Raw genomic sequence first — 21,009 nt, forward strand, 5'->3', positions numbered from 1 at the left:
CAGAATCTTGAGGCTTGGCGACTTAAGCGAACTTGCGGATGTCCACGAAGTGGCCGTGAATGGCCGCAGCCGCCGCCATGGCGGGGCTGACCAGGTGGGTGCGGCCACCGGCACCCTGACGGCCTTCAAAGTTGCGGTTGCTGGTCGATGCGCAGCGCTCGCCGGGCTCCAGGCGGTCGGCATTCATGGCCAGGCACATGGAGCAGCCGGGTTCGCGCCATTCAAAGCCTGCGGCCTTGAATATCACATCCAGGCCTTCGCGCTCAGCTTGTTCCTTGACCAGACCCGAGCCGGGGACGACCAGCGCCTGCTTGATGTTCTTGGCGACCTTCTGGCCCAGCTTCTTCACCACGGCAGCGGCTTCGCGCATGTCTTCGATGCGGCTGTTGGTGCAGGAGCCAATGAACACCTTGTCCACGAAAATGTCGTTCAGAGGTTTGCCGGGCTCCAGCGCCATATAGGTCAGCGCGCGCTCAATGGCCCCACGCTTGTTGGCGTCTTTTTCCTTGTCTGGATCGGGCACGGAGGCATCCACGCCCAGCACCATTTCAGGGCTGGTGCCCCAGGTCACCTGCGGCACGATGTCGGCGGCGTTCAGCTCCACTACGGCGTCAAACTTCGCATCAGCGTCGGAGTGCAGTGTCTTCCAGTAGGTGACGGCAGCATCCCACTCGGCGCCCACGGGTGCCAGTGGGCGGCCCTTGACGTACTGGATGGTTTTCTCGTCCACGGCCACCAGGCCTGCGCGTGCGCCGCCTTCGATGGCCATGTTGCACACGGTCATGCGGCCTTCGATGGACAGGTCGCGAATCGCTTCACCCGCAAATTCAATGGTGTAGCCCGTGCCGCCGGCGGTGCCGATCTTGCCGATGATGGCCAGCACGATGTCCTTGGCGGTTACGCCGGGCGCGACCTTGCCGTTGACCTGCACCAGCATGTTCTTGGCTTTCTTGGCCAGCAGAGTCTGGGTGGCCATCACGTGCTCGACTTCAGAGGTGCCGATGCCGTGGGCCAGCGCGCCGAAAGCGCCGTGGGTGGAGGTGTGGCTGTCACCGCAGACCACGGTCATGCCGGGCAGGGTGGCGCCTTGCTCCGGGCCCATCACGTGAACAATGCCCTGACCCCTGTCCATGAAAGGGAAGAAGGCGGCCGAGCCGAACTCGGCAATATTGCTGTTCAGCGTGACGATCTGCTCTTTGCTGATGGGGTCGGCAATGCCGTCATAGCCACGTTCCCAGCCGTCGGTGGGGGTGTTGTGATCGGCTGTCGCCACCACGGAGCTGACGCGCCACAGCTTGCGACCGGCTTCGCGCAGGCCTTCGAAAGCCTGTGGGCTGGTCACTTCGTGCACCAGATGACGGTCGATATAGAGGATGGAGGTGCCGTCTTCTTCGGTGTGAACGACGTGCTCGTCAAAAATCTTGTCGTAGAGGGTGCGTCCCATGGTGCTTTGCTCTCGTGAGTTGAGTTTGTTGGGTGGTTTATTCTGGTCAGGCCGGAAGCGGACTTCAAGACTTGGCACTGGCCGGACAGAGGTGATCGACCAGTAGGCGGGTTGTCACAGGCAGTGCTTCAAAGTCGCGGGCGACGACGCACAGCTCGCGGTGCGCCCATTCGTCGGTCAGCTGTACGGCGCGCAGGTGGCCCACGCCGTGCATCAGCTCAAAGGCGCGGTCAGGTAGCAGGCCAATGCCCAGGCCGTTGTCGATCATGCGGCACATGGCGTCCAGGCTCGTGACCTGAATGCGCTGGTGCAGCGGATGGCCGGCCTGCGCCGCTGCAGCGCGCATGGCCAGGCTGATGGAAGAGCCCGAATGCAGGCTGACGATGTCCCATTCCAGCACTTCGGTGAAAGCCACGCTCTTGCGGTCCGCCAGCGCATGGCGCTCTGGCACGACGACGACCAGGCGGTCTTCTTTATAAGTGCGGTACTGCAGCGGCACATTGCCCTGGGTGATCTGAACGGTGGCGCGGTTGCTTTCGCTGCTTTTGCCAATGCCCAGCGTGCAGATGCCAATGTCGGCCGTGCCCTCGGCCACAGCGCTCAACACATCGGGGCTCAGGTGCTCTTGCAGGTCAATTTTGATCTGGCTGTGCTCGCGGGCAAAAGCGCCCAGGTCCTCGGGCAGAAACTGCACGATGGCCGACATATTGGCATGCATGCGCACATGGCCGCGCACGCCGTCGGCGTACTCGCTCAGCTCGCCCTGCATGCGCTCCAGCCCGTACAGCACGTTGCGGGCATGGTGCAGCAGGCTTTCACCGGCAGGGGTCAGCGTCACGCCGCGGCTGTGGCGGTAGAGCAGGGCGGTGTCTACCGTGGCCTCCAGGTCGGACAGGCGCTTGCTGACGGCGGAGGCGGCAATGAATTCGCGCTCTGCAGCGCGGCCAATGCTTCCCAGTTCGCATACAGCGACGAACAGTTGAAGCGAGGTGAGATCGATACGGCGCGCAAAACTGCGCTCTGAATTCTTCATGTGGGCTAACTTTAGTCTTCTCGTTTCGAGAAGTTTTCAGCATTTTTACCGATAAATTTCGCTTTATCCATCTTTAGCCGAGATGTCTTGTTTCGCGATGGGTAAATTATGGCGATGCCTCAATTGCTGGTTTGCGATGGCTTGATGGAGGCGGATGCAGCAGGCGTCAACGTTTGCTTGAAACGACTTTGATTTTGATAGCTGCTAACGCTTTATCGATAAAGGCTAGAAGCTGTTTTCCGTACAAAGGCAGTGACGAACGTCAAGCTGCGTGATGTTTCCTCGGGCACCGCGGCGAATCGTCAGCAAACCTGTTCAAGGCCTGGCTATTTGCTGCAAAAATGAGAGCCATGAGAGCTCCAAACAATCCGCTGCCCGAGGGTGAGCATCCCGAATTTTCTGCCGCTGCTTTAAGCCCTTCGTTATGCACTTCTGTGTCCCGCAAAGCTGCCGGCTGGAGTCAGGCCTGCCTGCTGGCCGTCGCTCTGGCTTTGGCGGGGGGCGCTGCTGTGCCGGCCATGGCCAAGGGGAAGACGCAAAGCAAAGCAAGCAGCAAATCCAGTGCACCAGCGCCTGCCAAGGGCGGCAAGAGTGCCTCCGCAGCCAAGCCAGGTAAAAACGTGGCTGGCAAGTCTGCAGCCCATTCGACCGGCAAGGCTGGCAGCAAAAAATCATGCAAGGCTGGCCGGACTGCCGCAGTGGGTGCTGTTGCCGCTGGCGCAGCAGCAGCTGCACCCATGGGCCTTGAGCATTGGGCGCCGACTCCGGGTTCTACCAATCGGGGTGAAAACGCCAGAGAGCTTGCTACCCTGCGTGCCGAAGCCGAGTCAGGCGATGCCAAGGCACAGTACGAACTGGGTTCGCGCTATCGTTTTGCCAAGGATGTGAAGCAGGATTTGCCGCTGGCCGTGCAGTGGTATCGCAAGTCGGCGGATCAGGGCTACGCTCCTGCCCAGTCCGATCTGGGCGTGCTGTATGCCAATGGGCGAGGTGTGACGCAGGACGAAGCGCAGGCCGTGTACTGGTACCGCAAGGCTTCCGATTTGGGTGATGGCATTGCCCAGAATAACCTGGGCCTGATGTATGCCGAAGGCCGCGGCGTGACCAAGGATGAGGCGCAGGCCCTGCGATGGTTTGAGCGCTCGGCGCAAAGCGGTGACGCTGCCGGTCAATACAGCCTGGGTGTGATGCTGGCCAGCGGCCGGGGCACCAAGGAAGATGGCGTGGCTGCGCTGCGCTGGTTTGAGCAGGCGGCAGGCAAAGGCCATGCGGATGCACAGTACAACGCCGGCATGATTTATGCAGTGGGCGCACTGGTGTCGCAAGATCTGCCGCGTGCTGCGCAGTGGCTGGAGAAATCAGCTGCGCAAGGCAATGCTGCAGCGCAGTCGTCGCTGGGGTTTTTGTATGCCAACGGGCAGGGGGTGAGCAAGGATGCATCGACGGCCGCGCGCTGGTTCGAGCAGGCAGCCAAGCAGGGCTACACGCTGGCGCAGACGAATCTGGCTGCCATGTACATCAGTGGGCAGGGTGTTCGCAAAGACGTGAGCAAGGCCTATTACTGGCTGTTGCTGGCGCAGGCCAAAGATGCGTCTGTGCAAAGCCGGGTGGAAACGCTGGAGCAGGAGCTGACCCCGGCAGACAAGGTGCGGGTGCAGCGCGAGGTGCGTAACTGGAAGCCACAGAGCTAAGACGCTTTCAGGCGGCGCAGCTTTCAAGCGCCATGAAAAAAGCCCACCGGCGGAGGCTGGTGGGCTTTTTTGTGGCTTCAGTGCTTAGCTGAAGAAGCTTTTCAGGCGATCTGTCCAGCTTTCACCGCTGGGCGAGTGCTTGGCGCCGCCCTTTTTCAAAGATTCGTCCAGTTCCTTGAGCAGCTTGCGCTGGTGCTCGGTGAGCTTGACGGGTGTTTCCACCACGATGTGGCAGTAGAGGTCGCCGGGGTAGCTGGAGCGAATACCCTTGATGCCCTTGCCGCGCAGACGGAACTGCTTGCCGGCCTGAGTGCCTTCAGGAATGTCTATCGCTGCCTTGCCTTGCAGCGTAGGCACTTCAATCTCGCCGCCCAGTGCCGCGGTGATGAAGCTCACGGGCACATTGCAGTGCAGGTCATCGCCGTCGCGCTCGAAGATGTCGTGATCTTTGACGCGGATCTCGATATACAGGTCACCTGCCGGGCCGCCATTCGTGCCGGGTTCGCCGTTGCCTGCGGAGCGAATGCGCATGCCGTCGTCGATACCAGCGGGGATCTTGACTTCCAGCGTCTTCTGGCGCTTGACCTTGCCTTGGCCGCCGCAGGATGTGCAGGGCTCGGGAATGATCTTGCCCGTGCCGCGGCAGTGCGGGCAGGATTGCTGCACGCTGAAGAAGCCCTGGCGCATTTGAACCGTGCCCATGCCGTTACAGGTGGTGCAGGTCTTGGTGCTGGTGCCGGGCTTGGCGCCATTGCCGTGGCAGGTGTCGCAGCTGTCCCAGCTGGGGATGCGGATCTGGGCATCCTTGCCCTTGGCTGCTTCTTCCAGGGTGACTTCCATGGAATAGCTGAGGTCATTGCCGCGATAGACCTGACGGCCACCGCGACCACCACGGCCACCGCCGCCGTTGAACATGTCGCCGAAGATATCGCCAAAGGCTTCGGCAAAGCCGCCGCCAAAGCCTTCACCGCCGCCCATGCCGCGGTTGGGGTCCACGCCGGCGTGACCGTACTGGTCATAGGCGGCGCGCTTCTGGCTGTCGGAAAGCATCTCGTAGGCCTCTTTGACCTCCTTGAACTTTTCTTCAGCTTCCTTGGCCTTTTCACCTTGATTGCGGTCAGGGTGGAACTTCATCGCCAGCTTGCGATAGGATTTTTTGATTTCATCGTCCGTGGCGCTTTTGACAACGCACAGAACTTCGTAGTAGTCACGTTTGGACATGTGGGATTCCGGTCGGATAGAGCAAGAACGCCGCGCTAACTCTTTTCAGAGCCAGCGCGGCGGCAAGCGGTCAATGGTCTAAGGCCAGGACCTGCTTGCGCTTAGTCCTTCTTGACTTCCTTGACTTCGGCGTCGACGACATTGTCGTCAGCGGCTGCTGCCGAGGCGCTTGCGCTGGCCGATGCACCCGCTGCTTCAGTGCCAGCAGCGGCCTGAGCTTCAGCGTACATCTTCTCGCCCAGCTTCTGAGCGGCAGCCATGAGTGCCGTAGTCTTGGCTTCGATGGCGTCCTTGTCTTCGCCCTTCAGCGCTTCTTCCAGATCCTTGGAAGCGGCGTCGATGGCAGACTTTTCAGCGTCATCGAGCTTGTCGCCATGCTCGGTCAGGCTCTTCTTGACGCTGTGAACAGCGGCTTCGCCCTGGTTCTTGGCGGTCACCAGTTCCAGCTTTTTCTTGTCGTCGGCGGCGTTCAGTTCCGCATCCTTGACCATGTTCTGGATTTCTTCTTCCGACAGGCCCGAGTTCGCCTTGATGGTGATCTTGTTTTCCTTGCCGGAAGCCTTGTCCTTGGCCGACACGTTCAGGATACCGTTGGCGTCGATGTCGAAGGTCACTTCAATCTGGGGCGTGCCACGCGATGCTGGTGGGATGCCTTCCAGGTTGAATTCACCCAGCATCTTGTTGGCGCTGGCAATCTCACGCTCGCCCTGGAACACCTTGATGGTCACGGCAGGCTGGTTGTCCTCGGCCGTCGAGAAGGTCTGTGCGAACTTCGTCGGGATAGTCGTGTTCTTGGTGATCATCTTGGTCATGACACCGCCCAGGGTTTCGATACCCAGAGACAGAGGCGTCACGTCCAGCAGCAGCACGTCGGAACGCTCGCCACCCAGCACCTGGCCTTGTACGGCAGCGCCCACGGCCACGGCTTCGTCAGGGTTCACGTCCTTGCGGGGTTCCTTGCCGAAGAATTCCTTGACCTTTTCCTGCACCTTGGGCATGCGGCTCATACCGCCGACCAGGATGATGTCGTCGATGTCGGACACGGAGATGCCTGCATCCTTGATAGCTGTGCGGCAAGGAGCGATGGTGCGCTCGATCAGGTCGTCCACCAGCGATTCCAGCTTGGCGCGGGTCAGCTTGATGTTCAGGTGCTTGGGGCCTGTGGCATCAGCCGTGATGTAGGGCAGGTTGATGTCAGTCTGTGCGGAGTTCGACAGCTCGATCTTGGCCTTTTCAGCCGCTTCCTTCAGGCGTTGCAGAGCCAGTACGTCCTTGGACAGATCAACGGCTTGGTCCTTTTTGAACTCGTCGATGATGTAGCCAATGATGCGCTGGTCAAAGTCTTCGCCGCCCAGGAAGGTGTCGCCGTTGGTCGACAGCACTTCGAACTGCTTTTCACCGTCCACATCAGCGATTTCGATGATGGACACGTCGAACGTACCGCCACCCAGGTCATACACGGCAACCTTGCGGTCAGCCTTGTCATGCTTGTCCAGGCCAAAGGCCAGAGCTGCAGCCGTTGGTTCGTTGATGATGCGCTTGACTTCCAGACCAGCGATGCGGCCAGCATCCTTGGTGGCTTGGCGCTGTGCGTCATTGAAGTACGCAGGAACGGTAATCACGGCCTCCGTCACGGGCTCGCCCAGGAAGTCCTCGGCGGTCTTCTTCATTTTGCGCAGCACTTCGGCGCTGATTTGAGGAGGAGCCAGCTTCTGGTCGCGTACTTGCACCCATGCGTCGCCGTTGTCAGCCTTGATGATCTGGAAGGGCATCAGGCCGATGTCCTTTTGCACTTCGGCTTCGTCAAACTTGCGACCGATCAGGCGCTTGGCAGCGTAGATGGTGTTCTTGGGGTTGGTGACGGCCTGGCGCTTGGCGGAGGCACCCACCAGAATTTCGCCGTCTTCTTGGTAAGCAACGATGGAAGGCGTGGTACGTGCACCTTCGCTGTTCTCGATCACGCGGGTGTTGTTCCCGTCGAGGATCGCGACGCAGCTGTTGGTGGTGCCCAAGTCAATACCGATGATTTTTCCCATGTTTCTCTCCGTAATTTGTTAAATGTTTGCTTGATTTATCACTTGTGGGCGCTGCGGCTGGCTTCAAGAGTCCGGTGCCACAAAATTTCGCCGTGACAGTGTCAGGTGTCGAATCAGCCTTGGGCCACAGTCACCAGAGCGGGGCGCAGCACGCGGTCGGCAATCACATAGCCTTTTTGCAGCACGCTCACCACCGTGTTCGATGGCTGGTCTGCAGGAACCATGCTGATAGCCTGGTGATGGTGAGGGTCAAACTTCTCGCCTGCAGCGGGGTTGATGGCCATAACCTTGTTGCGCTCAAGGGCTGACGTCAGCTGGCGCAGTGTGGCGTCAGAGCCTTCGCGCAGTTGCTCGGGTGTGGCGTTCTGGATGGCCAGAGCGGCATCCAGGCTGTCGATCACGGGCAACATGCTCTCGGCAAAGCTTTCGATGCCGAATTTGCGGGCCTTGGAGACTTCTTCTTCAGCGCGGCGGCGCACATTCTCGGCTTCTGCCTTGGCGCGCAGATACTGATCTGCCAGATCGCTGCTCTTGGCCTTGAGTTCTTCCAGCTCAGCCTTCAGGCGACCCAGCTCGTCCGATGCATTGGCGGCCATGGCTGCTTCCAGCTCTTCGGGGCTGGCGTCATTGAATGGATTAGGGTTGTTGTTCTCGGTCATAGGTGTGAAGGTTTCTCAAAACTTAAGACAATCTGCAGGCTAGATGCGCGCGTGCCGATCTATTTCAAGACCTGCTCTGCCAAAGTTGGTTAGCAAGCGCCATGGCTGCAGCGCGTCAGCAATGTCGGATGGGGCTTCAGAGACTAAGTGATTGTGTTGGCAAGGCTTTTGTCTGCATAGCCCCAAGCGATCTGAAGGTTTATGCGTCCCAGAGTGTACATATACTCAGGCGCTAGGCTAGAATCTAACGTTTTGCCTTGCCGCACCACTACAGACGCAGTGGGCGGCGTTTACCCAAAAGGAGTGGTTATGCGTCACTACGAAATCATTTTGTTGATCCACCCGGATCAAAGCGAACAAGTTCCTGCAATGCTGGAGCGCTACAAGGGCATGATTACCGCTGGTGGCGGTAAGGTGCACCGCGAAGAAGACTGGGGCCGTCGTCAACTGGCTTACATGATCAACAAGCTCGCTAAGGCCCACTACCTGTGCCTGAACATCGAAGCTGATCAAGCCGTGATGGCTGAACTGGAGCACGCCTTCAAGTTCAATGATGCTGTGCTGCGCCACCTGACTGTGCAAAAGAAGAAGGCTGACACAGCCGCTTCCGCCATGATGAAGAGCGTTGAGCGCGAAGAAGCTCGCAAGGCCAACCAGGCTGAGCACGCTTAATAGCATCAGACACTGAAGGAGTGGAAAACCGCGTTGTGTTGACGGGCAACCTCGCAGAGCAAGCTGCTTTGCGCTACACGCCCGCCGGATTGCCTGCACTGGACTTGCGAATTGAACACAGTTCGCAGCAGCAAGAGCTAGGCAACGCGCGCAGCGTCACTGCATCTGTTAAAGCTGTTGCCTTTGGCGCCCTGGCTGAAAAGCTGGCCCGCCAAGCTCCCGGTAGTCAATGGACCTTTCAAGGTTTTCTGGCAACGCCGCGCAACAGCAAGATGCTGGTTTTTCACATTCAGGATATCCAACAAAACTAATTTTCAAGAGGTCCAGAAATGGCCACGTTCAAGAAATTCAACAAGGACAAGCGTCCTAAGCGCAACACCCAGTCGTTGCTGTTCAAGCGCAAGCGCTTCTGCCGCTTCACCGTCGCCAACGTCGAAGAAATCGACTACAAGGATGTGGACACCCTGCGTGACTTCATCGCTGAAAACGGCAAAATTGTTCCCGCACGCCTGACCGGTACGCGCGCAATTTACCAGCGTCAGCTGAACACAGCCATCAAGCGTGCTCGCTTCCTGGCTATGTTGCCTTACTCTGACCAGCACAAGATCTAAGGAGCACGACAATGCAAATTATTCTGCTCGAAAAGATTGTGAATCTGGGCAACCTGGGCGATATCGTCAAGGTTAAGGATGGCTACGCTCGCAACTTCCTGATCCCTACGGGCGCTGCCCGTCGTGCGACAGCTGCTGCCAAGGCCGAATTCGAAGCCAAGCGCGCTGAGCTGGAAAAGGCTGCTGCTGCAAAGCTGGCGGCTGCTCAAGAACTGAGCGAAAAGCTGAACGGCTCCACCGTGAAGATCACTCAGAAGGCCGGTGTTGACGGTCGTCTGTTCGGCTCTATCACTAACGCCGACATCGCTGAAGAACTGACCAAGGCTGGTTTTGCAGTGAACAAGTCGCAAGTGCGCATGCCTAACGGCCCCATCAAGACCGTTGGCGACGCCACTGTTGTGGTGGCTCTGCACACCGACGTGTCTGCAGAAGTGTCTGTCTCCGTGTACGGCGACCACTCCTAATCCAGACTCCGGTCTGAATTGGCAAGAAACCGCCTTCGGGCGGTTTTTTGTTTTTTGGCGATCCTGGATGGAACAGTGTTTTTATAGCCATCCACGCTGATGCTTTTGCTGCCTCCGGCTACGATGGAGGGCTTGACCCAAGGAGTCTCATGTCGTCTGTAATGCCCCCGCTTGATCTGCACGATGATGCATTCGCGCCTGTCCCGCCTGCTGATCAGCAAGTGGCGCAGCTGCGCGTGCCGCCGCACTCCATGGAGTCGGAATCGTCGGTGCTTGGCGGTTTGCTGCTGGACAACAATGCCTGGGAGCGCGTGGGGGATTTGCTCAGTGAGAGCGATTTCTATCGACACGAGCACAAGCTGATTTATGACGCGATTGGCAAGCTGGTCAATGCCAGCAAGCCGGCTGACGTGATTACGGTTTATGAGCAGCTGCAAAGCATAGGCAAGGCCGAAGAAATCGGCGGCTTGATGTATCTGAACCAGCTGGCGCAATATGTACCCAGTGCCAGCAATATTCGTCGCTATGCGGAAATCGTGCGTGACCGGGCCATTTTGCGCAAGCTGGTCACGGCCAGCGATGAGATTGCGACCAACGCCTTCAACCCGCTGGGCAAGACGGTGGAGCGCGTGCTCGACGAGGCCGAGCAGAAGATCATGGCCATCGGTGAAGAGGGTGCTCGCAACAAGCAGGGCTTCCAGTCACTCGATACGCTGGTGGTTGATCTGCTGGACCGTGTTCAGGAGATGGCCGACAACCCCATGGACGTGACCGGGGTGCCTACCGGTTTTGTCGATCTGGACCGCATGACCAGTGGCCTGCAGGCGGGTGACATGGTGGTGCTGGCGGCACGTCCTTCCATGGGCAAGACCTCGTTTGCCGTGAATATTGCCGAGCATGTGGCGCTCAATGAAGGTCTGCCAGTCGCCATTTTCTCCATGGAAATGGGGGCCGCCCAACTGGCGGTTCGTATCGTTGGTTCTATTGCCAGGGTCAATCAGGGTAATCTGCGTACCGGCAAGCTCAGCGACGACGAATGGCCGCGCCTGACGGAGGCGATCGAGAAGCTGCGCACCGTGTCCCTGCACATTGATGAAACACCGGGTCTGACGCCTTCTGAGCTGCGTGCCAACGCCCGCCGTCTGGCGCGCCAATGCGGCAAGCTGGGCTTGATTGTGGTTGACTACTTGCAGTTGATGACAGGCTCTGGGGGGAGTGGCGGTGATAACCGTGCGACCGAGCTGGGTGAAATTTCGCGTGGCTTGAAGATGCTGGCCAAGGAGCTTCAATGCCCGGTGATTGCGCTGTCTCAGCTCAACCGATCGGTGGAGCAACGCACCGACAAGCGCCCCATGATGTCCGACCTGCGCGAATCCGGCGCTATCGAGCAGGATGCCGACATCATCATGTTCATCTACCGCGACGATTACTACAACAAAGAAAGCAAAGAGCCCAATGTGGCCGAGATCATCATCGGCAAGCAGCGTAATGGACCGACCGGGACGGTGAAAGTCTTCTTCCAGAAGAACCAGACCCGCTTTGAGAATCTGGCCATGGGCTACGGTGGCGGTGATGAGTATTAAAAGCAGCTCACGCAGCTCAGAAAACCGCAAATTTGCGTTTGGGACGAGGCGCGAAGCCGCAGGCAGTGCTGCAGTACGAGAAGGCGAAGTAACGACGTCTCAAGGGTTGTCTTAACGGCTCTAAGAAGGATAGCTGCTAGCGCTCGATCAATAAGGATCTCAGGCTTTTATCGATCTGATATCTATGAATATCACGCGCTAGAAGCTATGGAGTTTCTAGCGCTCAATAGAAAAGCCCGCAAGCGTGATGCTTGCGGGCTTTGTTTTTGGGGTTGCGATCTCAGCGGCTGAACAGGTAAATCCCCAGTCCAATCACGCACAGACCCAGCACACCACAGGCCCATGCCAGGCGCTGAGCGCCCGTGCGCAGGGCGCCTACAGTGGTGACGATCTGTGCATTTTGCTGGGCCAGCTTTTCGATGATCTCCAGCGACTGGCGCTGGGATTGCTCCAGTTGGGTAATGCGCAGCTCCTGCTGCTGAATCAGCAACAAGGCTTGCTCGCCCGTCGAGGTGGGTGGTGACAGGTGCTGCGCCTCTTGTTGTGCGCTGGCACTGTGCTCATAGGCTTCGGCTTGCGCCTCTTTTTTCTTGAGCAGGGATTGCGCCGCCTTCACGACCTGAGGCGTGGCCTTGATGACCTCGCCCCAGGGCACGAGCTTGAGCGCAGAAATCCAGCTCACCACTTACAGAACCTCGCTGGCAAAGTCCGCCAGACGCGAACGCTCGCCGCGTGCCAGTGTGATGTGACCGCTGTGGGGCCAGCCCTTGAAGCGATCCACCACGTAGGTCAGGCCTGAGCTGCCTTCTGTCAGGTACGGTGTGTCGATCTGGGCCAGATTGCCCATGCAGATGATCTTGGTGCCGGGGCCGGCGCGCGTGATCAAGGTTTTCATCTGCTTGGGAGTCAGGTTCTGCGCCTCGTCGATGATGACGTACTTGTTCAGGAAGGTGCGGCCGCGCATGAAGTTCATGCTCTTGATCTTGATGCGGCTGCGGATCAGCTCATTGGTCGCGGCGCGGCCCCATTCGCCTGCATTGCCACCATCGCCCTTGGCCAGAAACTCCAGGTTGTCGTCCAGGGCCCCCATCCATGGGCCCATCTTCTCTTCCTCTGTGCCGGGCAGGAAGCCGATATCCTCGCCCACGCTCACGGTGGCGCGGGTCATGATGATTTCGGTGTAGCGGCGCTCGTCCAGCACTTGTGCCAGACCGGCGGCCAGTGCCAGCAAGGTCTTGCCGGTGCCTGCGGTGCCCGTGAGGGTGACAAAGTCCACCTCGGGGTTGACCAGCAGGTTCATGGCAAAGTTCTGCTCGCGGTTGCGCGTGGAGACGCCCCAGACCGCATTCTTGGGGTTGCCAAAGTCGCGCAGCGTCTTCATGACGGCCGTTTTGTCGCGGATTTCGGTCACGCGCATGTACAGGCTGGGCTCGCCTGGTGCTTCGTAATAGACAAACTGATTGATCATCAGCGAGTCCACAATGGCACCGCTGACGCGGTAGTAGGTAATAGCGCCTTCCTGCCAGCTTTCCACGTTCTTACCGGCCTTGGTCCAGAAGTCGTGGGGCAGGGCCAGAGCGCCGGAGTACAGCAGGTCGCCGTCTTCCAGTACCTTGTCGTTCTGGTAATCCTCGGCAGCCAGACCCAGTGCGCGTGCCTTGACGCGCATATTGATGTCTTTGGATACCAACACCACTTCGCGGTCCTTGTGCTGCTCGCGCAGCGCAGCGACCACGCCCAGAATCTGGTTGTCGGCCTTGCTCTGGGGCAGGCTGTCAGGCAGGGTGGTATCCAGAGGATTGGTCTGGAAGTAGAGCGTGCCCGTGGCAGTGCGCTGGCCTGTAGCGTTCAGCGGCAGGCCTTTTTCCAAGCCATCATCGGGCTGAGAGGCAACCAGAGAATCCAGCGTGCGGCTGACCTGTCGGCCATTGCGCGCCACCTCGGTCATGCCCTTTTTGTGGTTGTCCAGCTCTTCCAGTACCACCATGGGCAGGAAGATGTCGTGTTCTTCAAAACGGAACAGGCTGCTCGGGTCGTGCAGCAGAACGTTGGTGTCCAGCACAAACAGCGTGGTCGGACCGGTGCGCTTATTGCGGGCACGGCGTACGGATTTCGGTGCGGGCTTGGCGGCTGTTGTGGTTGCGGCGGGTGCAGGTGTTGCTTTGACCTGAACTGCAGCAGTAGAAGCGCTCGCGGCTGTGACCTTGCTGGTGTTGCGGCGGGGCTTGCTGGCCGAAGGTGCAGCGTTGGCGACGGTGGTCGCCCCGCTGGAGGGGTTCAGATCTTCGTCAAGTGCTGCAGTCTGCTTGGCAGTTTTGCGGTTGGACAAAAAGGCTTCTGCGGGGAGCTTTGCGGCGCGGTGGCCGGGGGCGGGGGGCAGGGGCATAGTGGACGAACCGTTCCTCAACAAGATTCAAAAAGCACAAAGCCGCCTGGAAACCGAGGCGGCTTTGGTGGGGTGAACAGGTAATACTGTGTAGCGCTGAGGCATTGGCCCATTATGCATAGGCTATGCGGGGCTGGAAGCAGTATTTCCTGTTTTGCCTTGTTTAAAGACTTTGAAATGCTTTGCGTGTAGACGCGCGCAGGGTTCAGGTCTTTGGTGAAGATAGTGCCTTAAGAAGGCGCAGGTGGCTCAGGCCACTTTTTTATCTTGAGTCTTCAGGCTCTTGACGGCCTTGAGCACTTCGTCCACGTGACCAGGAACCTTGAGGCCGCGCCATTCTTGAGCCAGCAGGCCATCGGCACCAATCAGGAAGGTCGAGCGCTCAATGCCTTTGACCTTCTTGCCGTACATGATCTTGTTTTTGACCACGCCGAACATGTGACACATCTTTTCTTCGGTATCAGCGATCAGCTCGAACGGCAGTTCCAGCTTTTCCTTGAAGTCGTTGTGCGAGTTCATGTTGTCGCGCGAAACGCCAAACACAGTCGCTCCCGCCTTGACAAAATCCTTGTACTTGTCGCGGAACTGCATCGCTTCCGTGGTACAACCGGGCGTGTTGTCCTTGGGGTAGAAGTACAGAATCAGAACCTGGCCATTGTGCGAGGTGTTGGACACCTTGATGCCGCCGGTGGCGTTGGCTTCAAATTCTGGAAGGGGTTTGTTGACAACGATCGCCATGCGCTTATATCTCTCGGGTGTGTTCGTTGAAATGCCGAGGGTGTTCGTCGATATTGTTATTTTTGTTGCGAATTACCCCCAGCCGCAACCTGCGATTTTACCCTGAAATACGTATTTTTCTCAATGCTGGCTTACAAGGCTATGCCAGCAGCAGGGCCGCGACCACATTGCGCCCTTCGCTGGCCAGCACGTTATAGGTGCGGCAGGCTGATGCGGTGTCCATGGTTTCCAGTCCTATGCGCTTAGTCATCAAGGGTTTGAGCCAGGCCACGGGCGGAAAGCGGTTCTTGCTGCCGCTGCCAAAAAGAATCACTTCCGCGTCCAGCAGAGCCAGCTCTTCGAAATGCGCTGCCGTCAGGTCTTCAAAGCGCATGCAGCTCCAGCTGGTAAGCAGACCGCGCGCGCCGACCAGCAGGCTGGTCTCGTGGTTTTGCCTGTCAACAGCGATCCAGCCCGGGCCGTAGCCGGTGATGGTTTGTGCATCGGATTTGTCTGCCTGGAATTTCATGGTCGATAGTGTGCGCAATCAGAGCGATGGACGGGGGCGATGGCTGCTGTCTCCATACAGCTCGGGTGGGACATTGCTGCAGTGCGGAACTGTGTTTAAATTATAGGTTTCATCATGGTGGTTTATGCCACCATGGGTGCCTGAAATCCTTTTGCATTGAATCGCATGAAAACCGTTCAAAAATCCGCCAAATTAGCAAACGTCTGTTACGACATCCGCGGGCCGATCATGGACGCGGCGAAGAAGATGGAGGACGACGGCCAGAAGATCATCAAGCTCAACATCGGCAATTTGGCCGTGTTTGGCTTTGACGCCCCCGAGGAAGTGCAGCAGGACATGATCCGCAACCTGCCCAACTCGGCGGGCTACTCTGACAGCAAAGGCATTTTTGCCGCCCGCAAGGCCGTGATGCATGAGACGCAGCATCAGGGCATCAAGGGTGTGACGCTAGACGATATTTATCTGGGCAATGGCGCCTCCGAGCTGATCAGCCTGGCAACCAACGCGCTGCTGGACAACGGCGACGAGATGCTGCTGCCCGCGCCTGACTATCCGCTTTGGACCGCTGCGACCAGCCTGTCGGGCGGTACGCCCGTGCACTATATGTGCGACGAGGAAAACGGCTGGATGCCCAATATGGCTGACATCCGCGCCAAGATCACGCCGCGCACCAAGGGCATTGTCGTTATCAACCCCAACAATCCCACGGGCGCGCTGTATTCCAAGGAACTGCTGCTCGAAATCGTGGAGCTGGCTCGTGAGCATGGTCTGGTCATCTTTGCCGATGAGGTCTATGACAAGGTGCTGTATGACGATGTCAAGCACACGCCGCTGGCCAGCCTGTCCATCGATGTGCTGACGCTGACCTTCAACTCCCTGTCCAAGGCTTACCGCTCCTGCGGTTACCGCGCGGGCTGGATGGTGATCTCGGGCGACAAAAAGCCCGCCAAGGATTACATCGAGGGCCTGAACATGCTCTCGAACATGCGCCTGTGCGCCAACGTGCCCGGTCAGTGGGCCGTACAGACGGCACTGGGGGGCCACCAGAGCATTGACTCGCTGGTGCAGGAAGGCGGGCGCCTGCGTGTGCAGCGCGATCTGGCCTGGGAGCTGATCAACGCCATTCCCGGTGTGTCCTGCGTGAAGCCGCAAGGCGCGCTGTACATGTTCCCGCGCCTTGACCCGGCGGTGTATCCCATCAAGGACGACCAGGAGTTCTTTCTGGAAGTGCTGCAGGAAACCAAGGTCATGCTGGTGCAGGGCACAGGTTTTAACTGGCCCAACCCTGACCACTTCCGCATCGTCTTTCTGCCGCACGAGGCAGACTTGCGCGAAGCCATCAACCGTCTGGCGCTCTTCCTTGATAAGTACCGCAAACGCCATGGCACAGACAAGCCCAAGGCTGTGACAGCTGACAAGACGGTGAAATCCGTCAAGGCTGACAAGGCCGCGTAACCCTTTCTTTTTGATAGCTGGCAGCGCTTGCTATTCAAGCGCTTCGGCGCTTTTTTGACCTTAGAACTTATGAAACCCATCCAAGTAGGCCTGTTGGGCATTGGCACCGTCGGTAGCGGTACTTTCAATGTGCTGGAACGCAATCAAGACGAGATTCGCCGTCGTGCGGGTCGTGGCATTGAAATTACGATGGTGGCCGACTTGGATACCGAACGCGCCAAGAGCGTGGTGGGTGACAAGGTCAAGGTCGTAGCCGATGCCCGCGAAGTCATTGCCAATCCCGAAATTGACGTCGTCGTCGAGCTGATTGGTGGCTACGGCATTGCCAAGGCTCTGGTGCTGGAAGCGATTGCCGCTGGCAAGCATGTGGTGACCGCCAACAAGGCACTGCTGGCCGTGCACGGTACCGAAATCTTCAAGGCGGCGGCCGACAAGGGCGTGATCGTGGCCTATGAAGCCGCTGTGGCCGGTGGCATTCCCATCATCAAGGCACTGCGCGAAGGCCTGACGGCCAACTCCATCCAGTGGGTGGCCGGCATCATCAATGGCACGACCAACTTTATCCTGTCCGAGATGCGCGACAAGGGTCTGGACTTTGACGTGGTGCTGAAGGAAGCCCAACGTCTGGGCTATGCCGAAGCCGACCCTACCTTCGATATCGAGGGCGTGGACGCTGCCCACAAGGCCACGCTGATGAGCGCGATCGCTTTCGGCATTCCCGTGCAGTTTGACAAGGCCTATGTGGAAGGTATTACCAAGCTGGCCGGTGCCGACATCAAGTACGCCGAACAACTGGGCTATCGCATCAAGCTGCTGGGCATCACCAAGCGCACCGACAAGGGTATCGAGCTGCGCGTTCATCCCTCGCTGGTGCCTGCCAAGCGCCTGATCGCCAATGTGGAAGGTGCCATGAACGCCGTGGTGGTGAACGGCGACGCCGTGGGCACCACGCTGTACTACGGCAAGGGCGCAGGTTCCGAGCCTACCGCGTCGGCCGTGATTGCCGATCTGGTAGACATTGCCCGCCTGCAAGGCGCTGATGCCGCCCACAGCGTGCCTGCGCTGGCATTTCAGTCGCACACGCTTGCCGCTGCGGGCAAGGAGCTGCCTGTGCTGCCCATGAGTGAAGTGGTGACCAGCTATTACCTGCGCATTCGCGTGTCCGATGAAGCTGGCGTACTGGCCAAGATCACTGGCATCCTGGCCAATGCCGGCATCAGCATCGATGCTGTGCTGCAGCGCGAAGCCGATGAAGTGGGCGGCGAAGGCTCGACCCAGACCGATCTGATCATCCTGACGCACGACACCCGTGAAGGCGACATGAACAAGGCGCTGGATGAAATTCAGGGTCTGCACACGGTGCTGGCGCCTCTCACCCGTATCCGCAAAGAAGAGCTGAACTGATTGGGGTTCGCTCCCTGAGCGGCTTTGCCGCTTCCCCTCTCTGCTTTGCGGAAGGGGACGACACCATCGCTGCGGGGAGGCCCTTGCTTGGTGTCACTGACCTGGGTCAGTGGCCGTTTCCCACATGATGGTTTCGGAGCTTGGCATGTCTGATTGCACTCAACCCGGATCTTCCCCTGTTCAGTGCGATAAGCACACTACAGGTGTTATCAAAGGCTGGCGTCCTGTGGCGCTGGCCTTTTTTGCTTTTGCGGTGACGGGCGTGCAGGCTGCACCCGTCGATGTTTATCGCGGCACGCTGGGTGGTGCGGATGTGGTGATGGAGCTGGGCCAGCCCAAGGCAGGGGGGGAGCGCGAAGGGCGCTACTTCTATGTGCGCAATGGTGTCGATATCCCGCTCAAAGGGACGCTTGGTGCTTTGGCAGAAGCGCTGCCTATCAATGACGAATGGCGTCGCGCCCAGAGCGACTGGCCTGTATTTTCCGACGCCAAACAGCGCAGCATGCAGTGGCGGCTGCAGCCCCAGGGTGATTTTTTGGTGGGGGAATGGGTGGATGGCTTTAAAGGCAAAAAACTTCCGCTAAGCCTTAAACGTATTGCGAAGTACGATCCTGAAAAGATAGCGCCACAGGGCGTAGAGGCTGTGACCAAGACGATTGTTCAGGGCTACGGCAGCAGTGTTTCCAAAGGTGTGGCGCTCACGACCCAAAGCGCGCCCTACGACTATCTGAAAATGATTGAGCAAAAGCTGGAGCAGGGCCGGGAGGTGGTGGTCAATCCATCGCTGGCCTGGCGCCCGGTGCGGGATGCACGCACGAGGTTCTGGTATCCACGACTGACGCGCCACCCGGATGCCAAAATTCTGAGCCAGACCAATGCCTTGCTGGAGCTGCGCCACTGGGAGATGAACCTGGAGGCTCTGGGCTGTGCGGGGTCGATTTACCTGAGCAGCGGCCCGGAAGCTGGCTCTCTGGGAAATTACAACCATGAAGAAGTCAAGGTCAGCTATTTATCCAGCGCTTTGATGAGCGTGGTGGAGTCGGGCTCCAATGGTTGTGGCGGAGCTCACCCCAACAACCATTTCGATCCGTTTGTACTGGACCTGCTGCGCGGCGGCGATATGGACTTCACACGCCTGTTCAAGGGCGCGAAGTATGGGGAGTACAGGCTGGAGTTCAGCCCGCAGATGACTGGCTTCATTCAAAAAAGCCTTGTCAACCAGCCTGAGCCGCATGACGACAGGGAGTGCAACGATTTTTTGCCGGAATACATGGCGCTGATGCTGAACAAGCCGGACAAGATGAGCTTTGTGATCTCGGGCATTGGCCATGCGATGGGGGCGTGTCTGGGAAGCGGGGTAAATATTTCGTTCAAGAAACTGCAGCCTTATCTCAAGCCTGATGCAGAGCGTTATTTCCAGCCCTGACCGGCCAAGGTCTGTGCTGAGTTGGCTGCTCTGGTGAAACTGCGTTGACCGGTCTCTGCATTTACGCCGAGTGAATGCCAGCCTGCTGACCGATAATGATGTGCTTGGCGGCGTAAGTTCTGCCCGTTTTGGCTGTCCGTTTTGAATTTTAGTTTTTGGCGAGTTTGAGATGCTGTATCTGTCCACCCGCGGCCATGCTGACCGCAAGCGTTTTTGCGATATTTTGCTAGCAGGCCTGGCACCCGATGGCGGCCTGTACCTGCCTGTGGAGTACCCCCAGATCACCGATGCCAAGCTGACCCAGCTGCGCGAAACGCTGGCCACCCAAGGCTATGCGGGTCTGGCGTTCGAGATTCTGTCGCTCTATATCGATGACATTCCTGCCGACGACCTGCGCGCCCTGTGCGCCAAGACGTACACCAAGGAAGTCTTTGGCACCGAGGCCATCGTGCCTGTGCGCCAGCTCGATGGCGTGCTGCACATCGAAGCCCTGTCCAACGGCCCTACACTGGCCTTCAAGGACATGGCCATGCAACTGCTGGGCAATCTGTTCGAGTACGAACTGACCCGCCGGGGCGAGGAGCTGAACATTCTGGGTGCGACCAGCGGCGATACCGGCAGCGCGGCCGAATACGCCATGCGCGGCAAAAAGGGCGTGCGCGTCTTCATGACCAGCCCCCACGGCCGCATGAGCCCCTTCCAGCAGGCGCAAATGTTCAGCCTGCAGGACGAAAACATTCACAACATCGCCATTGAAGGCGTGTTTGACGACTGCCAGGACATCGTCAAGGCCGTCTCCAACGATCACGCCTTCAAGGCCCAGTACAAGATCGGTACCGTCAATTCCATCAACTGGGCGCGTCTGCTGGCCCAGGTGGTGTACTACTTTGCCGGCTATCTGCAAGCCACCGAGACCAACGACCAGAAGGTGAGCTTTACCGTGCCGTCGGGCAACTTCGGCAATATCTGCGCGGGTCATGTGGCACGCCAGATGGGTTTGCCGGTTGCCAAGCTGGTGGTGGCGACCAACGAAAACGATGTGCTGGACGAATTCTTCCGTACCGGCGTGTACCAGGTGCGCGGCGCGGCCAACACCTACGAGACATCCAGTCCCTCCATGGACATCTCCAAGGCCAGCAACTTCGAACGCTTTGTGTTCGATCTGGTCGGCCGCGATGGCGAGCGCACCAAGCAGCTGTTCGACCAGGGCGTGGCCAAGGACGGCCAGTTTGACCTGAGCGCAGACCCCGCCTTCAAGGACGCCGCAGGCAAATACGGTTTTGTGAGTGGCAAGAGCACGCACGCTGATCGTCTGGCCACCATCAAGGACACGTTCAACCGCTTTGGTCAGATGATCGACACCCACACTGCGGACGGTGTGAAGGTGGCGCGCGAGCACTTAGGTGCCGAGCCCATGCTGGTGCTGGAAACGGCTCTGCCCATCAAGTTTGCGGAAACCATCGAAGAAGCGTTGGGTCGTCTGCCTGATCGCCCCGCCAAGTTCAACGGCATCGAAGACCTGCCCAAACGTGTGGTGGTGATGGCTTCCGACGTGAACCAGGTCAAGGCCTTTATCACTGAAAACTGCAAGTAAAGTCTTGCGGCGTTAAAGTTCAAAAGCACCTGGAGCTTGGCGACAGGTGCTTTTTTCTTTACATGAAATTGGCTTCTAGCTCTT

19 protein-coding genes are annotated in these 21,009 nt (G+C 58.6%); 10 read left to right on the forward strand and 9 right to left on the reverse strand.

The window, feature by feature from the left end; all coding sequences use genetic code 11:
- Positions 1 to 22: 22 nt before the first annotated feature.
- Positions 23 to 1,444, reverse strand: coding sequence for a 3-isopropylmalate dehydratase large subunit (gene leuC / locus HF327_RS11170; RefSeq protein ID WP_169108293.1), 1,422 nt, complete (start codon positions 1,442 to 1,444; stop codon positions 23 to 25).
- 64 nt (positions 1,445 to 1,508) lie between these two features.
- On the reverse strand, positions 1,509 to 2,477 hold the full coding sequence (locus HF327_RS11175; protein WP_169108294.1) for a LysR family transcriptional regulator: 969 nt from the start codon (positions 2,475 to 2,477) through the stop codon (positions 1,509 to 1,511).
- Positions 2,478 to 2,827: 350 nt separating this feature from the next.
- Between HF327_RS11175 and HF327_RS11180 the strand changes: the two genes are divergently transcribed.
- Positions 2,828 to 4,168, forward strand: coding sequence for an SEL1-like repeat protein (locus HF327_RS11180; RefSeq protein WP_169108295.1), 1,341 nt, complete (start codon positions 2,828 to 2,830; stop codon positions 4,166 to 4,168).
- Between the two features lie 84 nt (positions 4,169 to 4,252).
- On the opposite strand, the gene dnaJ is transcribed toward HF327_RS11180, so the two are convergent.
- The 3 genes from dnaJ to grpE form a co-directional block, all read right to left on the reverse strand.
- A complete protein-coding gene (gene dnaJ, locus HF327_RS11185; protein ID WP_169108296.1) occupies positions 4,253 to 5,389 on the reverse strand; it encodes a molecular chaperone DnaJ in 1,137 nt (378 codons plus the stop codon).
- A 101-nt stretch (positions 5,390 to 5,490) separates the two neighbouring features.
- Positions 5,491 to 7,425: a molecular chaperone DnaK gene (gene dnaK, locus HF327_RS11190; RefSeq protein ID WP_169108297.1), complete on the reverse strand. Its 1,935-nt coding sequence runs from the start codon at positions 7,423 to 7,425 to the stop codon at positions 5,491 to 5,493.
- A gap of 113 nt (positions 7,426 to 7,538) precedes the next feature.
- The gene (grpE, locus tag HF327_RS11195) at positions 7,539 to 8,084 is read right to left on the reverse strand and encodes a nucleotide exchange factor GrpE (RefSeq protein ID WP_169108298.1); all 546 of its coding nucleotides are present in this window, start codon (positions 8,082 to 8,084) and stop codon (positions 7,539 to 7,541) included.
- Between the two features lie 309 nt (positions 8,085 to 8,393).
- Between grpE and rpsF the strand changes: the two genes are divergently transcribed.
- The 5 genes from rpsF (at position 8,394) to dnaB (ending at position 11,414) form a co-directional block, all read left to right on the forward strand.
- Positions 8,394 to 8,756, forward strand: a complete 363-nt coding sequence (gene rpsF / locus HF327_RS11200) for a 30S ribosomal protein S6 (protein WP_099738197.1) — start codon at positions 8,394 to 8,396, stop codon at positions 8,754 to 8,756.
- A gap of 20 nt (positions 8,757 to 8,776) precedes the next feature.
- Positions 8,777 to 9,067, forward strand: coding sequence for a primosomal replication protein N (priB, locus tag HF327_RS11205; RefSeq protein ID WP_169108299.1), 291 nt, complete (start codon positions 8,777 to 8,779; stop codon positions 9,065 to 9,067).
- 18 nt (positions 9,068 to 9,085) lie between these two features.
- Positions 9,086 to 9,367 carry a 30S ribosomal protein S18 gene (gene rpsR / locus HF327_RS11210; protein WP_099738195.1) on the forward strand — a complete coding sequence of 94 codons (282 nt, stop codon included), beginning with the start codon at positions 9,086 to 9,088 and terminating at the stop codon, positions 9,365 to 9,367.
- Positions 9,368 to 9,378: 11 nt separating this feature from the next.
- Positions 9,379 to 9,831 (forward strand): 50S ribosomal protein L9, encoded by a 453-nt coding sequence (rplI, locus tag HF327_RS11215; protein WP_169108300.1) that lies wholly within the window; start codon positions 9,379 to 9,381, stop codon positions 9,829 to 9,831.
- A gap of 149 nt (positions 9,832 to 9,980) precedes the next feature.
- Positions 9,981 to 11,414, forward strand: a complete 1,434-nt coding sequence (gene dnaB / locus HF327_RS11220; RefSeq protein ID WP_099738193.1) for a replicative DNA helicase — start codon at positions 9,981 to 9,983, stop codon at positions 11,412 to 11,414.
- A gap of 280 nt (positions 11,415 to 11,694) precedes the next feature.
- Here the strand turns inward: dnaB and HF327_RS11225 are convergent, their stop codons facing one another.
- From HF327_RS11225 to HF327_RS11240, 4 genes are all read right to left on the reverse strand, one after another.
- The gene (locus HF327_RS11225; RefSeq protein ID WP_169108301.1) at positions 11,695 to 12,099 is read right to left on the reverse strand and encodes a hypothetical protein; all 405 of its coding nucleotides are present in this window, start codon (positions 12,097 to 12,099) and stop codon (positions 11,695 to 11,697) included.
- Positions 12,100 to 13,800 carry a PhoH family protein gene (locus HF327_RS11230; protein ID WP_169108302.1) on the reverse strand — a complete coding sequence of 567 codons (1,701 nt, stop codon included), beginning with the start codon at positions 13,798 to 13,800 and terminating at the stop codon, positions 12,100 to 12,102.
- A 249-nt stretch (positions 13,801 to 14,049) separates the two neighbouring features.
- Positions 14,050 to 14,538, reverse strand: a complete 489-nt coding sequence (locus HF327_RS11235) for a peroxiredoxin (protein ID WP_169108303.1) — start codon at positions 14,536 to 14,538, stop codon at positions 14,050 to 14,052.
- Positions 14,539 to 14,677: 139 nt separating this feature from the next.
- Positions 14,678 to 15,046 (reverse strand): Mth938-like domain-containing protein, encoded by a 369-nt coding sequence (locus tag HF327_RS11240; RefSeq protein ID WP_169108304.1) that lies wholly within the window; start codon positions 15,044 to 15,046, stop codon positions 14,678 to 14,680.
- A gap of 165 nt (positions 15,047 to 15,211) precedes the next feature.
- Between HF327_RS11240 and HF327_RS11245 the strand changes: the two genes are divergently transcribed.
- From HF327_RS11245 to thrC, 4 genes are all read left to right on the forward strand, one after another.
- On the forward strand, positions 15,212 to 16,501 hold the full coding sequence (locus tag HF327_RS11245) for a pyridoxal phosphate-dependent aminotransferase (protein ID WP_169108305.1): 1,290 nt from the start codon (positions 15,212 to 15,214) through the stop codon (positions 16,499 to 16,501).
- Positions 16,502 to 16,570: 69 nt separating this feature from the next.
- The gene (locus HF327_RS11250) at positions 16,571 to 17,905 is read left to right on the forward strand and encodes a homoserine dehydrogenase (RefSeq protein WP_169108306.1); all 1,335 of its coding nucleotides are present in this window, start codon (positions 16,571 to 16,573) and stop codon (positions 17,903 to 17,905) included.
- Positions 17,906 to 18,050: 145 nt separating this feature from the next.
- Positions 18,051 to 19,331, forward strand: coding sequence for a hypothetical protein (locus HF327_RS11255; RefSeq protein ID WP_236024143.1), 1,281 nt, complete (start codon positions 18,051 to 18,053; stop codon positions 19,329 to 19,331).
- Between the two features lie 169 nt (positions 19,332 to 19,500).
- Positions 19,501 to 20,925, forward strand: coding sequence for a threonine synthase (thrC, locus tag HF327_RS11260; RefSeq protein ID WP_169108307.1), 1,425 nt, complete (start codon positions 19,501 to 19,503; stop codon positions 20,923 to 20,925).
- The last annotated feature ends 84 nt before the right edge of the window (positions 20,926 to 21,009 follow it).

The sequence above is a fragment of the Comamonas suwonensis genome, from assembly GCF_012844455.2.
Taxonomy (GTDB): Bacteria; Pseudomonadota; Gammaproteobacteria; order Burkholderiales; family Burkholderiaceae_C; genus Comamonas; species Comamonas suwonensis.

Excerpts from the sequence above, each read along its gene's own strand:
- leuC (WP_169108293.1), bottom strand. The coding sequence starts at position 1,444 with ATGGGACGCACCCTCTACGACAAGATTTTTGACGAGCACGTCGTTCAC.
- HF327_RS11175 (WP_169108294.1), bottom strand. The coding sequence starts at position 2,477 with ATGAAGAATTCAGAGCGCAGTTTTGCGCGCCGTATCGATCTCACCTCG.
- HF327_RS11180 (WP_169108295.1), top strand. The coding sequence starts at position 2,828 with ATGAGAGCTCCAAACAATCCGCTGCCCGAGGGTGAGCATCCCGAATTT.
- dnaJ (WP_169108296.1), bottom strand. The coding sequence starts at position 5,389 with ATGTCCAAACGTGACTACTACGAAGTTCTGTGCGTTGTCAAAAGCGCC.
- dnaK (WP_169108297.1), bottom strand. The coding sequence starts at position 7,425 with ATGGGAAAAATCATCGGTATTGACTTGGGCACCACCAACAGCTGCGTC.
- grpE (WP_169108298.1), bottom strand. The coding sequence starts at position 8,084 with ATGACCGAGAACAACAACCCTAATCCATTCAATGACGCCAGCCCCGAA.
- rpsF (WP_099738197.1), top strand. The coding sequence starts at position 8,394 with ATGCGTCACTACGAAATCATTTTGTTGATCCACCCGGATCAAAGCGAA.
- rpsR (WP_099738195.1), top strand. The coding sequence starts at position 9,086 with ATGGCCACGTTCAAGAAATTCAACAAGGACAAGCGTCCTAAGCGCAAC.
- rplI (WP_169108300.1), top strand. The coding sequence starts at position 9,379 with ATGCAAATTATTCTGCTCGAAAAGATTGTGAATCTGGGCAACCTGGGC.
- dnaB (WP_099738193.1), top strand. The coding sequence starts at position 9,981 with ATGTCGTCTGTAATGCCCCCGCTTGATCTGCACGATGATGCATTCGCG.
- HF327_RS11230 (WP_169108302.1), bottom strand. The coding sequence starts at position 13,800 with ATGCCCCTGCCCCCCGCCCCCGGCCACCGCGCCGCAAAGCTCCCCGCA.
- HF327_RS11235 (WP_169108303.1), bottom strand. The coding sequence starts at position 14,538 with ATGGCGATCGTTGTCAACAAACCCCTTCCAGAATTTGAAGCCAACGCC.
- HF327_RS11240 (WP_169108304.1), bottom strand. The coding sequence starts at position 15,046 with ATGAAATTCCAGGCAGACAAATCCGATGCACAAACCATCACCGGCTAC.
- HF327_RS11245 (WP_169108305.1), top strand. The coding sequence starts at position 15,212 with ATGAAAACCGTTCAAAAATCCGCCAAATTAGCAAACGTCTGTTACGAC.
- HF327_RS11250 (WP_169108306.1), top strand. The coding sequence starts at position 16,571 with ATGAAACCCATCCAAGTAGGCCTGTTGGGCATTGGCACCGTCGGTAGC.
- HF327_RS11255 (WP_236024143.1), top strand. The coding sequence starts at position 18,051 with ATGTCTGATTGCACTCAACCCGGATCTTCCCCTGTTCAGTGCGATAAG.
- thrC (WP_169108307.1), top strand. The coding sequence starts at position 19,501 with ATGCTGTATCTGTCCACCCGCGGCCATGCTGACCGCAAGCGTTTTTGC.